The organism is Myxococcus sp. CA005, from assembly GCF_006518205.1.
Taxonomy (GTDB): domain Bacteria; phylum Myxococcota; class Myxococcia; order Myxococcales; family Myxococcaceae; genus Myxococcus; species Myxococcus xanthus.
On the sequence record NZ_SRLV01000009.1, the window covers coordinates 92,362 to 105,487 of the forward strand.

A 13,126-nucleotide genomic window follows, 5' to 3' on the forward strand; every position below is an offset into this window, starting at 1 on the left:
CATCCTACCCTGTCGCCGCGCTCGATGAAGCCGCCAGGGGCAGAAAAATGGTGAAGGTGCTCCCCCCGTTGGGTTCGCTCTCCACCTTGACCTCGCCGTCCATGGCCTGCAGCAGGTGCTTGACGATGGCGAGCCCCAGTCCGGTACCCCCCATGTCCCGGCTGCGGCCCTTGTCCACCCGGTAGAAGCGCTCGAAGATGCGCGACTGGTGCTTGGCCTCGATGCCCACCCCGGTGTCCTTCACCCGCACCACGCAGCGGCCTTGCTCGTACTCACCGTAAACATCCACCCGGCCACCCGCGGGCGTGTACTTCACCGCGTTGTCCAGCAGGTTGAGCAGCACCTGCTCCACGGCACGGGGGTCCCCCACTGCGAGTAGGTCTTGAGGGACGTGGAGTGAAACCACCTGGCCCTTGCCCCCGGCCTTGGGGCGCACGGTGTCGGCGGCGCGGGCGGCGGCGTCGGCCAGGGTGACGCGGGCGAGCTTCAGGCTCACCTCGCGCGACTCCAGGCGGGACAGCTCCAGCAGGTCCTCCACCAGTTCGGACAGGCGTTCGGACTGGCGGTGGATGATTTCCACCATCTTCGGCGCCATGACGGGGTCATTGAGGGCGCCGCCCTGGAGCGTCTCCGCGTAGCCGCGGATGGCGGTGATGGGCGTGCGCAGCTCGTGCGACACGTTGGCCACGAAGTCCTTGCGCACCTTCTCCAGCCGGCGCAGCTCGGTGACGTCGTGGAAGACGGCGGCGCTGCCCGGCAAATCCTTGGCCAGCGGCGTCACCCGGATGGAGAGCGTGCGCGGGAAGTGGCCGTCCAGCGTGAGCTCCAGGTGGCTGGATGCGCTCTCCCGGCAGGCGCGCATCACGGCGTCGTGCAGCGCCTCGTTCCGGATGAGGGCCAGGGGGCGCTGGCCGGTGAGCGGGCTGTTCGTGGACGCCAGCAGGGGGCGGAGCGCGTCGTTGTGGCGCACCACCGTGCCCTCTGCGTCCGTCACCCAGACGCCTTCTGTCATGCCGTCGAGCACGGCGGTGAGGGTGCGCGCCTCCTGGGTGAGCGCCGCGTTGCGCGCGGACAGCTGGGCGTGCAGCGAGTCGATGGCGCCTTCGAGCCCGGCCACCTCGTCCAGCCGCTCAGGGACGCCAGGCGCGGCGGTGGAGGCGCCGCCCTCGGCGCGCTCCCGGGTGTGGCGGGCCAGCAGGTCGAGCTGCCGCTGCATCGTTCCGCGGCTCACGCCCAGGGACATGAGGGAGCCGGCGAGCGCGACGAGCGCCGCGGCGAAGACCTCCTTCGGCCCGTCGAGGAGGGCGACGAGCGTCGCGACGACGACGGCGGGCAGCAGGAGCGGAAGGAGTGTGGCGCGCAGGGGCATGGGCGGGGCGGCCTCACGGAGGGCTGAGCTTGTAGCCCACGCCGCGCACCGTCTCGATGATGTCCCCGGCGGGGCCCAGCTTCTCGCGCAGCCGCTTGATGTGCGTGTCCACGGTGCGGGTGTGGATCTCCGCCTGGATGCCCCAGACGTCCGACAGCAGCACCTCGCGCGTCTGCACCCGGTCCGAGCGCTCCAGCAGCGTGCGCAGCAGGCGGAACTCCAGCGCGGTGAGGAGCACTTCCTCGCCCTTCACACGCACCTGGTGGCGGGTGGTGTCCAGGCTGATGTCGCCGGAGGCGAGCACCGCGGAGGGGCCGTCCTCCGCGTCCGCGCGGCGCAGCACGGCCTTGACGCGCAGAAGGAGCTCGCGGACGGAGAAGGGCTTCACCACGTAGTCGTCCGCGCCCAGCTCCAGGCCCTGCACCCGGTCGGACTCCTGGCCCTTCGCGCTGACGATGATGACGGACGCCTTGCGCAGCTCGGTGTCCGCCTTGAGCATGCGCAGCACCTCGCTGCCCGCCACGTCCGGCAGCATCAGGTCCAGCAGCACCAGGTCTGGCGGATGCGCGCGCGCCTTGGCGAGCCCGCTCGCGCCGGTGCTGGCCGTCTCCGTCTCGAAGCCCGCGGCCCGCAGGTTGTAGTCGACGAGACCTGCCAGGTCCTGCTCGTCCTCGATAATCAGGATGCGCGACATGAAGCCCTCTCGAGTCCCTCCGCGCTCAGGGCGCGATGGACGGATTGCAATCTCCACCGGTCAGCGTCAGGGGCGCGGCAATCACCGGGGCGTTGTCGCCCGCGTTGACCTCACGGAGGTAGTTGCACGAACTCCCCAGGAAGCCGGGCGGGGTCCCCGTGGTGATCGCCTCGATGACGAGCGCGTAATCTCGGCCCACCGGCACGTCCACCGCCAGCTCCAGGCTTCCTCCCGACTGGAGGGTCGCCAGGTCCACTGGGAAGCGGAGGGCCCTGCCCTCGCGCCCCTGGGCGTCCTTCAGCACCACCAGGTCGTCACGCCGCACCTGGGTGCCCAGGCACGTGCGCTGAATCTCGGTGCAACTGCGGCTGGAGCCCCGTGACACCACGGCCACCTGTAGCGCCTGGACGTCGTTGGCCACCGCGCGCTCCATCGTCAGGGCGAGCGGAAAGCGACCCGCGGGCTCGGCGTCAGGGCCGCACGCGCCAAGGCCGAGCAGCAACAGTGGGGACAGGAGGCGCAGGCTCATGGGGCGGGGGGCTCCACGCGGATGGTGATGGGAACGCGGCCCCGCTCTTCGCCGGAGGTCAGCGCCACGATGCCGGCGGTGGCGCCAATGGCCACCGCGCCCACGCCCACCCAGAGCCAGGGGCTCTTGTACCAGGGACGGGAGGACGGGTCGGCGGCGGCGCCGGCGCGCACGGCCCGGGGCGCCACCTGGAAGATGAGCGGCTGGAAGGAGTCTCCCCGGCCCGCGAGCCGGCGCTGCGCCGCGTCCGCGACCTCGAAGTAGTACTCCATCTCGTAGGCCTCGGCCTCGGTGGGCACTTCATAGGCCGGCAGCACCGCGCGGTAGCGCTCGCGGGGGCGGCCGTCGGGGCCTCGCTCACGTGCGAAGTCCACCGAGCTGTAGGCCTCGTCACCGGCGCGCCGGTAGAAGAGGCGCGCGCGGGCGCCCAGCGCCAGGTCCTGGATGGCGGCCTCCACGACGACGGGCTCGCCACCCGGCGGATCAGGGATGGGGTCCACGTCCAGGGTGACGGGGCGGACGCGCCGGCTCTTGATGTCCTCGCGGATGCGCGCGTAGAGGGCGCGCAGCTTGGGCGGGGAGCTGCGGGGGAGCTCGTAGTCCGGCCGGGCCTGGAGCAGCTTCTCGTAGGCGTCGCGCGCCTGGGGCTCGTCCCCCAGGTAGAGGGCCGTGAGGCCCAGCAGGCGGTACATCTCCACCAACTGATCATCCGTCAGGTCCGGCGCATCCAGGCCTTCCAGGATGGTGCGACGTGCGTCTTCGAATTCGCCCTGGTCGAACTGCTCGCGGGCCTCGGTGATGGCCGGGCTGGCCGGGCCGAGCTGCGAGAGAACAGGCTCAGGGAAGAGGGGCCGGCTCCAGCCCGGTCGGGCACCCAGGCCCAGCACCAGGATGAGGGCCCACCCGCGCAACCGCCAGCCATGTGCGTGCATCGATTCGAACCTATCAAAACGTTATCGAGAGAATCCACGAAGGCCGGCCCATCGGGGGTGACGGAGCGGTGACATCTTCGTGGCGGTGTTGCACGAGGGCGTGTTGACGCTGGAGGGGCCACCCTCTATGTTGCGCGCCCCTTTTGGCCTGGAAGTAGCGTAAATGCTCGTAAAGGTTGATCAAATCAAGGACGCAGGGCTGAAGCTCGAGGAGCCCGTCAATCTCGAGCTGCTCGGTGAGACGCTGGGAGGCGCTGCCTCCGGCGAGGATACCGGATTCCGGGCCACGGCCCCGGCGACGTTGAAGGCGTCGCTGCGCAAGCTGAGCGGCGGCGTGCTGCTGGAGGGGCGCTTCACGGTGGACGTCACCAGCCCCTGTAAGCGCTGCCTCGCCGACGTGGCCATGAAGGTCCCCGTGGAGTTCACGCTCAACCTGGTGCCGGAGTCCCTGGCTCGGGGCGACGACTTCAAGGATGACGACGAGAAGGCCATGGAGAAGAAGGAGCGCAGCCAGGGTGAGTCTGGCGGCTCCTTCGAACTGGACGACGTGGATCAGGAGCTCTTCGACGGGAAGACCATCAACCTGGACCCCATCGTCCGGGAGCAGCTCCTGCTGGCCCTGCCGATGAACGCCGTGTGCCGGGACGACTGCAAGGGCCTGTGCTCGCAGTGCGGCGCGAACCGCAACGAGGTCGCCTGCACCTGTGAGACCCGGCCCGTGGACCCGCGGCTGGCGCCGCTGAAGAACATCAAGCTCAACAACTGAAGTGAGCCTGGAGTGCAGGGCCACCTCGTGAGAGGGGGCCCTGAAACGACAAGGGCCGCGGCCTCCACTGGATGGAGACGCGGCCCGTCGTGTTTCGCAGCGCCCGGGAAGGGCGCTGTATGTGACTGTGTGTCAGGCCTCGGCCTGAGCGACCACTTCACGGCCCTTGTACTGGCCACAGGACGTGCAGGCGCGGTGAGGCATCACCGGCTCCTTGCAGTTCGGGCACTTGGTCACCTGCACGGCGCTCCGCAGGTTGTTGTTGGCCGCACGGCGGCGGTCGCGACGCATCTTCGAAGTACGCTTCTTGGGGACACCCACGGCTCACCTCTATATTCGACCCCGACCCGGAGCGTTCGCGCCGGTCCGGACCGGTTGAGTCCAATGTCTTTCGCGCTGTGCCGGGGTCCCCGGCTCCCTGCGCAACACTCTCTGCTCGAAACCGGTCTGGGGCGGTCGCACGAAGGCTCCCGTACTCCATGTCCGGCTTCGGAAGGCGGCGGACCCTAGCGGCTCGAAGCCCCCGAGTCAATGCGGCAACGCGGGAGGGCCCGTTATCTCCCGGGCACCGTCTATCTCGGACGGTGCCCGGTGACAACGCCCATGGCGCGGTCGCCATTCTTCCGGCCGTGCTCCAGGGCGTATCAGCCAGTCGTTGCCCCCCTGCAGGGTTCCTGCTGTGCTGCGCGCCGCCCGCCCCCCGGCGGGTGGGATACGGACACCGACAGCCGGCCGGACGCCGGGCGGGCAAGGAGAGGGTGGGGATGAGGCTGGTGCTGGATGCCATGGGCGGCGATCACGCGCCCGCCGCCCCCGTGGAGGGTGGGGTGCTCTTCGCGCGGGCCCACCCCGGCCATGAGGTGCTCCTGGTGGGGGACGAGGCGAAGGTGGCGCCCCTGCTGGGCAAGCTGCGGCCTCCGTCCAACCTCCAGGTCCACCACGCCTCTGAAGTCGTGGAGATGGACGAGCACGCCTCGACCGCCTTCCGCCGCAAGCGGGACTCCTCCCTCCGGGTGGGCTTCGAACTGGTGCGGGACGGCCGGGCGGAGGCGCTCGTCTCAGCGGGCAACTCTGGCGCCGTCATGGCCGGGGGCCTGCTCACGCTGGGACGGCTGCCGGGCGTGGAGCGTCCCGCCATCGCCGCGCTCTTTCCCGCGCTGAAGGGCGGCGGCCGGTGCCTGCTCCTGGATGCGGGCGCCAACGTGGACTGCAAGCCGACGCACCTGGCCCAGTTCGCCGTCATGGGGGAGGCCTACGTGCGCGCGCGCATGGGCGTGGCCCGGCCCCGGGTGGCCGTGCTCTCCAATGGAGAGGAGTCCTCCAAGGGGACGCCGCTCACCCGGGAGGCCAGTGGGCTGCTGCGGCGCTCGGATCTGGACTTCGTGGGTTACGTGGAGGGCAAGGACCTCTTCTCCGGCGAGGTGCAGGTGGTGGTGACGGACGGGTTCACCGGAAACGTCGTCCTGAAGACATCCGAGGGCGTGGGCATGGGCGTCATTGGCATGCTGCGTCAGGCCATCGAACGGCGCGGCGGGCTGGCGGAGAAGGTGGGGGCGATGCTGCTCCAGCCCGCGCTGGCCGGGCTTCGCCGGGTGGTGGACTACGCCGAGTACGGCGGGGCGCCCCTGCTGGGCATCCAGGGGGTGGGCATCGTCGCGCATGGGCGCTCCACGCCCCGGGCCCTCTTCAACGCGCTGGGCGCGGCGCTGGCCATGGCGGAGGGGGGCGTGCAGGCGGAGTTGACGCGTTGCATTGGGCGCGCGGCGGCGTGGCTTCCGACCCATCCGAAGGGAAAAAGAGCGACAGACGCGGGCGTTTCCGATTAGAGCCTTCGCCCGGAGCGTGCAGGCCGCCTCGGGCTGGTGGCGGGGCGCCTCGCGGAAATTGCTGGCTCAACCTGGTCAGGTACGGCAACAGGGCGTCCAGCCTGCGGCCCCGGCCGCTGAAGAGGAGGCAGAGTCCGCATGTCGAAGGTCGCGTTCGTGTTCCCCGGGCAAGGCAGCCAGGCCGTGGGGATGGGCAAGGACCTGTATGAGAAGTTCCCCGAGGCCCGGGCCGTGTTCGACGCGGTTGATGCCGCCCTGGGGGAGAAGCTCTCCACCCTCTGTTTCGAGGGCCCGGACGAGGCGCTGAAGCTCACGGCCAACACCCAGCCGGCCATCCTCACGGTGTCGCTGGCGGCGCACGCGGTGTTCGCGAAGCGGGGACCGGCGCCGTCCTTCGTGGCGGGGCACTCGCTGGGCGAGTACTCGGCGCTGGTGGCGGCGGGCGCCATGGACCTGGGCGACGCGGTCCGGGTGGTGCGCGCGCGCGGCACCTTCATGCAGGAGGCGGTGCCCGCGGGCGTGGGCGCCATGGCCGCGGTGCTGGGCCTGGTTCCGGAGAAGGTGAAGGCGGCCTGTGACGCGGCGGCCGAGGGGCAGGTGGTGTCGCCGGCGAACTACAACTCGCCCGAGCAGACGGTCATCGCCGGTGACGCGGCGGCCGTGGAGCGCGCCGGGGTGAAGTGCAAGGAGGCCGGCGCCAAGCGCGTGATGCCCCTGCCGGTATCCGCCCCCTTCCACTGCGCGCTGATGGCGCCGGTGCAGCCCCGGCTGGCGGAGGTGCTGGGCGGCATCCAGGTGTCCGCGCCGTCCGTGCCGGTGGTGACCAACGTGGAGGCCCGTCCCAACGCGGACGCGTCGCGGGTGGTGCCGCTGCTCCTGGAGCAGGTGAGCTCGCCGGTGCGCTGGATTGAGTGCGTGGAGGCGCTGAAGGCCGAAGGCGTCACCCGCATCATCGAGCTGGGGCCGGGCAAGGTGCTGGTGGGCCTGGTCAAGCGCATCACCAAGGACATCGAGCTGTTCAACGTCGAGGACTCCGCGAGCCTGGACAAGGCGCTCGCGGCACTGGGGGTGGCAGCATGAGCGGCTTCAAGGACAAGGTCGTGCTCGTGACGGGTGGCTCGCGCGGCATCGGCCGGGCGTGCGCGGTGGCCTTCGCCAAGGCGGGGGCCTCCACCGTGGTCATCAGCTATGCGGGCAACGAGGCGGCGGCCCAGGAGACGGTGGCCCTGCTCCAGGCGGAGGGCGCCAAGGCGGAGGCCATCCGCTTCGACGTGTCCGACAGCGCCGCCTGCGCCAGCGCCGTGGACGGCATCGTCAAGGGCCACGGCCGGCTGGACGTGCTCGTCAACAACGCGGGCGTCGCGGTGGACGGCCTGGTGATGCGGGTGAAGGACGAGGACTGGGACAAGCAGTTGGACACCAACCTCAAGGGCGCCTTCTCGCTCATCCGCGCCGTCAGCCGGCCCATGATGAAGCAGAAGGGCGGCGCCATCATCAACATCACCTCCGTGGTGGGGGAGATGGGCAACGGCGGTCAGGCGGCCTACTCGGCGTCCAAGGCGGGGCTCATCGGCCTGACCAAGTCCGTGGCGCGCGAGCTGTCCAGCCGGAACATCCGCGTCAACGCCGTGTCCCCCGGCTTCATCGGGACGGACATGACGCATCAGATCAATGACGAGATGCGCCAGAAGATGCTGGAGGGCATCCCCCTGGGTCGGTTGGGCAATCCGGAGGAGGTCGCCGGCGCCGTGCTCTTCCTGGCGGGGGACGCCGCGTCCTACATCACCGGCGAGGTCCTGAAGGTCAACGGCGGAATGTACATGTAACCCACGGTTGGATTGCCGCCGGGCGTGGGATATACCGCGCCCGCTTTCGACATGGTCCGGGAAGCCAGCCGGGCCACATCTGGTTCCTGGAGGGTTCTACACTTATGTCGACGTCAACCATTGAGGCCAAGGTCAAGTCCATCATCGCCGACCAGCTCGGTGTCGGAGAGGATGAGATCAAGCCGGAGTCCTCCTTCATCGAGGACCTCGGCGCGGACAGCCTCGACATCGTGGAGCTCGTCATGGCGATGGAAGAGGAGTTCGAGGTCGAGATTCCCGACGAAGAGGCGGAGAACATCAAGACCGTCAACGACGCCGTCAGCTACATCAACACCCACAAGAAGTAGGTAGCACCACGGCGTGCCGGGGTGCGGGGCGGCGCCGCGTGATGCGCGGCGTCCCCGGTGTCCCAGGCGCCACCGGAGAGGACCGTGTCACAACGTCGAGTCGTCGTCACCGGAACCGGGCTTGTTTCGGCTCTGGGAACCGGAACCGAGAAGAACTGGCAGGCGTTGATCGCCGGCAAGTCGGGTATTGCCCAGGTCACGCGCTTTGACGTTGGCAAAATCGACACGCGCATCGCGGGCGAGGTGAAGGACTTCGAGCCCGAGGCGTTCATCGAAAAGCGCGAAGTGCGCCGGATGGACCTGTATGCGCAGTTCGCGTTGGCCGCCGCGCAGATGGCCGTGACGGAGTCGGGCATTCCCATTGGCCCGGATGCTCCGCACGGCTACATCCCGGAGAAGGTCGGCGTCATCGTCGGCTCGGGCATCGGCGGTATCTCTTCGCTGGAAGAGCAGCACCGCAAGGGGTTGGAGAAGGGGTTCGACCGGTTGTCGCCCTTCTTCATCATCCAGATGATCATCAACATGGCGCCGGGCCTCATCTCCATGCGGTACAACTGCAAGGGGCCGAACTGGGCGCCGGTGTCCGCGTGTGCCACCAGTGCCCACGCCATTGGCGAGGCCTGGAAGTCCATCCGCCTGGGTGAGACGGACGCGGTCATCGCCGGCGGCGCCGAGGCGGCCATCACCCCGTTGGGGCTGGGTGGCTTCTCGGTGATGAAGGCGCTGTCCACACGCAATGATGATCCGGCCGGGGCCAGCCGTCCCTTCGACAAGGACCGTGACGGCTTCGTCATGGGCGAGGGCGCGGGCATCCTGGTGCTGGAGGAGATGGAGGCCGCGAAGAAGCGCGGCGCCAACATCCTCGCGGAGGTGGTGGGGTACGGTGCCAACTCGGACGCGTACCACGTCACCCAGCCGGCGCCGGAAGGCGAGGGCGCGGCGCGCTGCATGCGGCTGGCGCTCCAGTCCGCGGGGATGAACCCGGAGGACGTGGGCTACATCAACGCTCACGGCACCTCGACGCCGTTCAACGACGCGAATGAGACGAAGGCCATCAAGACGGTGTTCGGCGACCACGCGCGGAAGATCGCCGTGTCGTCGACCAAGTCGATGACGGGCCACATGCTCGGCGCGGCGGGCGGCTTCGAGGGCGTGGTCAGCGCGCTGGCGCTGGCGCGCAACATCCTGCCGCCCACCATCAACCAGACGACGCCTGATCCGGACTGCGACCTGGACTACGTGCCCAACCAGGCGCGTGAGGCCCGGGTGGACGCGGTGATGAGCAACTCGTTTGGCTTCGGCGGCACCAACGCCGTGCTGGTGTTCAAGCGCTTCTAGCTGTCTCAGGAGAAACCCGCGTGAAAGTCATCCTCGCTTCAGACCACGCGGGACTGGAGCTCCGGCAGGAGCTGGTGGCCGCGCTCACCGCGCGGGGCGTGGCCCACGAAGACGTGGGTCCCGTCACGCGGGACTCGGTGGACTACCCGGACTTCGCCGCGCGGGTGTCCCGCGCCGTGACGTCCGGGGAGGCCACCCTGGGCGTGCTGGTGTGTGGCACCGGCATTGGCATGAGCATCGTCGCCAACAAGCACAAGGGCATCCGGGCGGCCCTGTGCACCACGGAGTTCGAGGCCCGGATGGCTCGGGCCCACAATGACGCCAACGTGCTGTGCCTGGGCCAGCGCGTGGTGGGGGCCGGCGTGGGCCGCGCCATCCTGGAGGCGTTCCTCAGCACTGCTTTCGAAGGCGGCCGCCACGAGCGGCGCGTCCAGATGATTCGCGAGGCCGAGTCCCAGGGCTAACGGCCCCGCCGTACCCGTCGTTCGAGGGAGTCCGCCATGGAGAACATCCGTACGCTGGCCGAAGTGGACCCGGAGATTGCCCGCGTCCTCCGCGAGGAGACCCAGCGCCAGGAGGAAGGGCTGGAGCTCATCGCTTCGGAGAACTTCGTCTCTCCGGCGGTGATGGAGGCGGTGGGCTCGGTGCTCACCAACAAGTACGCGGAAGGCTACCCCGGCAAGCGCTACTACGGCGGCTGCGAGGTGGTGGACGTCGCGGAGAACCTGGCCATCGCCCGCGCCAAGGACCTGTTCGGCGCGGACGCGGTCAACGTGCAGGCGCACTCCGGCAGCCAGGCCAACATGGGCGCCTTCATGGCGCTGATGAAGCCGGGCGACACCATGCTGTCGCTGGACCTCAACTCCGGCGGCCACCTCACCCACGGCGCCACGTTCAACTTCTCCGGCAAGCTCTACAAGGTCGTCCACTACGGCCTGACGCGTGACACGGAGACCATCGACTTCGCGCAGGTGGAGTCGCTGGCCAAGGAGCACAAGCCGAAGGTCATCGTCGTGGGCGCCAGTGCGTACCCGCGCACGCTGGACTTCGCGAAGTTCCGCGAGATCGCCGACGCGGTGGGCGCGGCGATGCTGGTGGACATGGCGCACATCGCCGGCCTGGTGGCGGCGGGCGTGCACCCTTCGCCGGTGCCGGTGGCGGACATCGTCACCAGCACCACGCACAAGACGCTGCGCGGTCCGCGTGGCGGCCTGGTGCTGAGCCGCGAGCCCTACGCCAAGGCCATCAACAGTCAGATCTTCCCCGGCATCCAGGGCGGCCCGCTGATGCACGTCATCGCCGGCAAGGCGGTGGCCTTCAAGGAGGCGCTGTCGCCGGAGTTCAAGGCGTACCAGCGGCAGATTGTCGCCAACGCGAAGGCGCTGGCGGAGGCGCTCCAGCGCGCGGGCCTGCGGCTGACGTCCGGCGGCACGGACAACCACCTGATGCTGGTGGACCTGCGCCCCAAGAAGCTCACGGGCAAGGTGGCCGAAGAGGTGCTGGACAAGGCCGGAATCACCGTGAACAAGAACATGATTCCGTTTGACCCGGAGAAGCCGATGACCACGTCCGGTGTCCGGGTGGGCACGCCGGCCATCACCACGCGCGGCATGCGCGAGGCGGAGATGGCGGTGGTGGGGCGGCTCATCGGCGAGGCGCTGGACGCCGCGCAGGACGACGCCGCGCTGGCCCGCATCAAGGGGCAGGTGAAGGAGCTTTCGCAGGGGTTCCCGCTCTACGCCTCGCGGTTGAAGTAGATTGGCGAGCCGTACCCTTCCATGCGCTGCCCCTTCTGTCAGGACGCCGAGAACAAGGTCATCGACTCCCGTGAGTCACACGAGGGCTCCGTCATCCGGCGGCGCCGCGAGTGCCTGACCTGCAAGCGCCGCTTCACCACGTATGAGCGGGTGGAGGAGCTCTACCCGCTCATCGTGAAGAAGGACGGGCGGCGCGAGGCGTTCGACCGGGAGAAGATCGTCAACGGGCTGAAGAAGGCGTGTGAGAAGCGGCCCGTGTCCGCGGATCAGCTCGAGGAGACGGTGGTCGCCATCGAGCGGCAGCTGCAGGGCATGGGCGAGAAGGAAGTGCCCTCGTCCGTCATCGGCGAGGAGATCATGCGCCGGCTGCGGCAGCTGGACGAGGTGGCCTATGTCCGCTTCGCGTCCGTGTACCGCAGCTTCCGCGACATCGCGGAGTTCATGGACGAGCTGAAGGCCCTGCGCGAGGCGGAGGCGCGCGAGCAGCGCCAGGCGCCTCCCTCGGCACCGGTGGACAAGGGCGGTTAGAGAAAGCACATGCGGCTGTTGACACGGGCAAGGTTGGAAGCGACACGGGCGCCCCGGGCGAAGCGAGCGGCGGACTTCGACCGGGCGGTGGCTGAGTTCTTCATGCGCATCGCGCTGGAGGAAGCCGCCAAGGGCCTGGGCCGCACCAGCCCCAACCCCGTCGTGGGCGCGGTGCTGGTGAAGGGCGGGCGCATCATCGCCCGCGGCTACCACAAGAAGGCGGGCAGCGCGCACGCGGAGGTCGTCGCGCTGGAGGCCGCCGGTGCGCGCGCCAAGGGCGCGGACCTCTACACCACGCTGGAGCCGTGCGACCACTACGGGCGTACCCCGCCGTGCAGCATGGCCATCATCGAGGCGGGCGTCCGGCGCGTCATCTGCGCGTCGGCGGACCCCAACCCGAAGGTGAGCGGCAAGGGCGTGTCGCGGATGCGGCGCGCCGGCCTCAAGGTCCTCACGGGCGTGCTCGCGGAGGATGCGGACCGCCTCAACCGGCCCTTCTTCAAGATGATCCGCACGGGCCTGCCCTGGGTGACGCTCAAGGCGGCGGTGACGCTGGACGGGAAGCTGGCCACCGCGACTGGTGACTCGCGCTGGGTGACGGGGGCGCCGGCGCGCGCCTGGGTCCACCGGCTGCGGGACTCGGTGGACGTCATCCTGGTGGGCGCCAACACTGTCCGGAAGGACGACCCGAAGCTGACCACGCGGCTGCCCGGAGGCGGCGGGAAGGACCCGCTGCGCGTGGTGGTGGACAGCCACCTGCGCCTTTCCCCGGGCTACACCATCTTCACGCAGCGCAGCGCCGCGCGCACCGTGGTGGCCACGCTGGAGGATCCGGAGGGCCGCAAGGCGCGGCGCTTCCTGGCCCAGGGTGTGGACGTCTGGCAGCTCCGCGAGAAGGCGGGACAGGTGGACCTCAAGGCCCTGCTGCGGCGGCTGGCGAAGGGCGGCCACAACCACGTCATGGTGGAGGGCGGCGCGGAGATGTACGGCTCCTTCCTGCGTGGGCGCCTGGCGGATTCGCTGGCGCTGTTCCTGGCGCCCAAGCTGATTGGCAGCCCGGGCCTGTCGTGGGCCGGCGACCTGGGGGTGAAGGAGATGGCCCAGGCCCTGGCGGTGAAGGACCTCGCCTTCGAACGCCATGGCGACGACATCCTGCTCCAGGCGCTGTTGTAGGACACGAGCGGCCGTGGGCGCAGGCGGGGCCGGTCCGTTAT

Annotated in this window: 15 protein-coding genes; 10 read left to right on the forward strand and 5 right to left on the reverse strand. The window is 69.6% G+C overall.

From position 1 onward, the window contains the following. Positions 1-4 precede the first annotated feature (4 nt). From FMQ63_RS05915 to FMQ63_RS05930, 4 genes are read right to left on the reverse strand one after another with little or no spacing between them, the layout of a single operon-like run. Entirely contained in the window at positions 5-1,369 is a 1,365-nt protein-coding gene (locus tag FMQ63_RS05915; protein WP_011554765.1) for a cell wall metabolism sensor histidine kinase WalK, read from the reverse strand. 13 nt (positions 1,370-1,382) lie between these two features. After that, the gene (locus FMQ63_RS05920; protein ID WP_011554764.1) at positions 1,383-2,063 is read right to left on the reverse strand and encodes a response regulator; all 681 of its coding nucleotides are present in this window, start codon (positions 2,061-2,063) and stop codon (positions 1,383-1,385) included. Positions 2,064-2,088: 25 nt separating this feature from the next. Continuing rightward, the gene (locus tag FMQ63_RS05925) at positions 2,089-2,592 is read right to left on the reverse strand and encodes a hypothetical protein (RefSeq protein WP_011554763.1); all 504 of its coding nucleotides are present in this window, start codon (positions 2,590-2,592) and stop codon (positions 2,089-2,091) included. Next, positions 2,589-3,524, reverse strand: coding sequence for a lipopolysaccharide assembly protein LapB (locus FMQ63_RS05930; RefSeq protein ID WP_011554762.1), 936 nt, complete (start codon positions 3,522-3,524; stop codon positions 2,589-2,591). The genes FMQ63_RS05925 and FMQ63_RS05930 overlap by 4 nt, the downstream gene beginning before the upstream one ends. Before the next feature lie 163 nt (positions 3,525-3,687). Here FMQ63_RS05930 and FMQ63_RS05935 point away from each other — a divergent pair, with 163 nt between their 5' ends. Then, the gene (locus FMQ63_RS05935; protein WP_011554761.1) at positions 3,688-4,290 is read left to right on the forward strand and encodes a DUF177 domain-containing protein; all 603 of its coding nucleotides are present in this window, start codon (positions 3,688-3,690) and stop codon (positions 4,288-4,290) included. 132 nt (positions 4,291-4,422) lie between these two features. On the opposite strand, the gene rpmF is transcribed toward FMQ63_RS05935, so the two are convergent. After that, positions 4,423-4,611: a 50S ribosomal protein L32 gene (gene rpmF / locus FMQ63_RS05940; protein WP_011554760.1), complete on the reverse strand. Its 189-nt coding sequence runs from the start codon at positions 4,609-4,611 to the stop codon at positions 4,423-4,425. 443 nt (positions 4,612-5,054) lie between these two features. Between rpmF and plsX the strand changes: the two genes are divergently transcribed. From plsX to ribD, 9 genes are all read left to right on the forward strand, one after another. Further along, positions 5,055-6,116, forward strand: a complete 1,062-nt coding sequence (plsX, locus tag FMQ63_RS05945; RefSeq protein ID WP_011554759.1) for a phosphate acyltransferase PlsX — start codon at positions 5,055-5,057, stop codon at positions 6,114-6,116. Between the two features lie 138 nt (positions 6,117-6,254). Further along, the gene (fabD, locus tag FMQ63_RS05950; protein WP_011554758.1) at positions 6,255-7,196 is read left to right on the forward strand and encodes an ACP S-malonyltransferase; all 942 of its coding nucleotides are present in this window, start codon (positions 6,255-6,257) and stop codon (positions 7,194-7,196) included. Continuing rightward, entirely contained in the window at positions 7,193-7,942 is a 750-nt protein-coding gene (gene fabG / locus FMQ63_RS05955) for a 3-oxoacyl-[acyl-carrier-protein] reductase (protein WP_011554757.1), read from the forward strand. Before fabD ends, fabG begins: the two co-directional genes overlap by 4 nt. Positions 7,943-8,046: 104 nt before the next feature. Then, positions 8,047-8,289 carry an acyl carrier protein gene (gene acpP / locus FMQ63_RS05960; RefSeq protein ID WP_011554756.1) on the forward strand — a complete coding sequence of 81 codons (243 nt, stop codon included), beginning with the start codon at positions 8,047-8,049 and terminating at the stop codon, positions 8,287-8,289. 84 nt (positions 8,290-8,373) lie between these two features. After that, positions 8,374-9,627: a beta-ketoacyl-ACP synthase II gene (gene fabF, locus FMQ63_RS05965; protein WP_011554755.1), complete on the forward strand. Its 1,254-nt coding sequence runs from the start codon at positions 8,374-8,376 to the stop codon at positions 9,625-9,627. A 20-nt stretch (positions 9,628-9,647) separates the two neighbouring features. After that, entirely contained in the window at positions 9,648-10,091 is a 444-nt protein-coding gene (gene rpiB / locus FMQ63_RS05970) for a ribose 5-phosphate isomerase B (RefSeq protein WP_011554754.1), read from the forward strand. Between the two features lie 36 nt (positions 10,092-10,127). Continuing rightward, positions 10,128-11,384 carry a serine hydroxymethyltransferase gene (gene glyA / locus FMQ63_RS05975; RefSeq protein WP_011554753.1) on the forward strand — a complete coding sequence of 419 codons (1,257 nt, stop codon included), beginning with the start codon at positions 10,128-10,130 and terminating at the stop codon, positions 11,382-11,384. Between the two features lie 21 nt (positions 11,385-11,405). After that, positions 11,406-11,912 (forward strand): transcriptional regulator NrdR, encoded by a 507-nt coding sequence (gene nrdR, locus FMQ63_RS05980; protein WP_011554752.1) that lies wholly within the window; start codon positions 11,406-11,408, stop codon positions 11,910-11,912. A 9-nt stretch (positions 11,913-11,921) separates the two neighbouring features. Further along, positions 11,922-13,085, forward strand: a complete 1,164-nt coding sequence (gene ribD / locus FMQ63_RS05985) for a bifunctional diaminohydroxyphosphoribosylaminopyrimidine deaminase/5-amino-6-(5-phosphoribosylamino)uracil reductase RibD (RefSeq protein WP_011554751.1) — start codon at positions 11,922-11,924, stop codon at positions 13,083-13,085. Positions 13,086-13,126 lie beyond the last annotated feature (41 nt).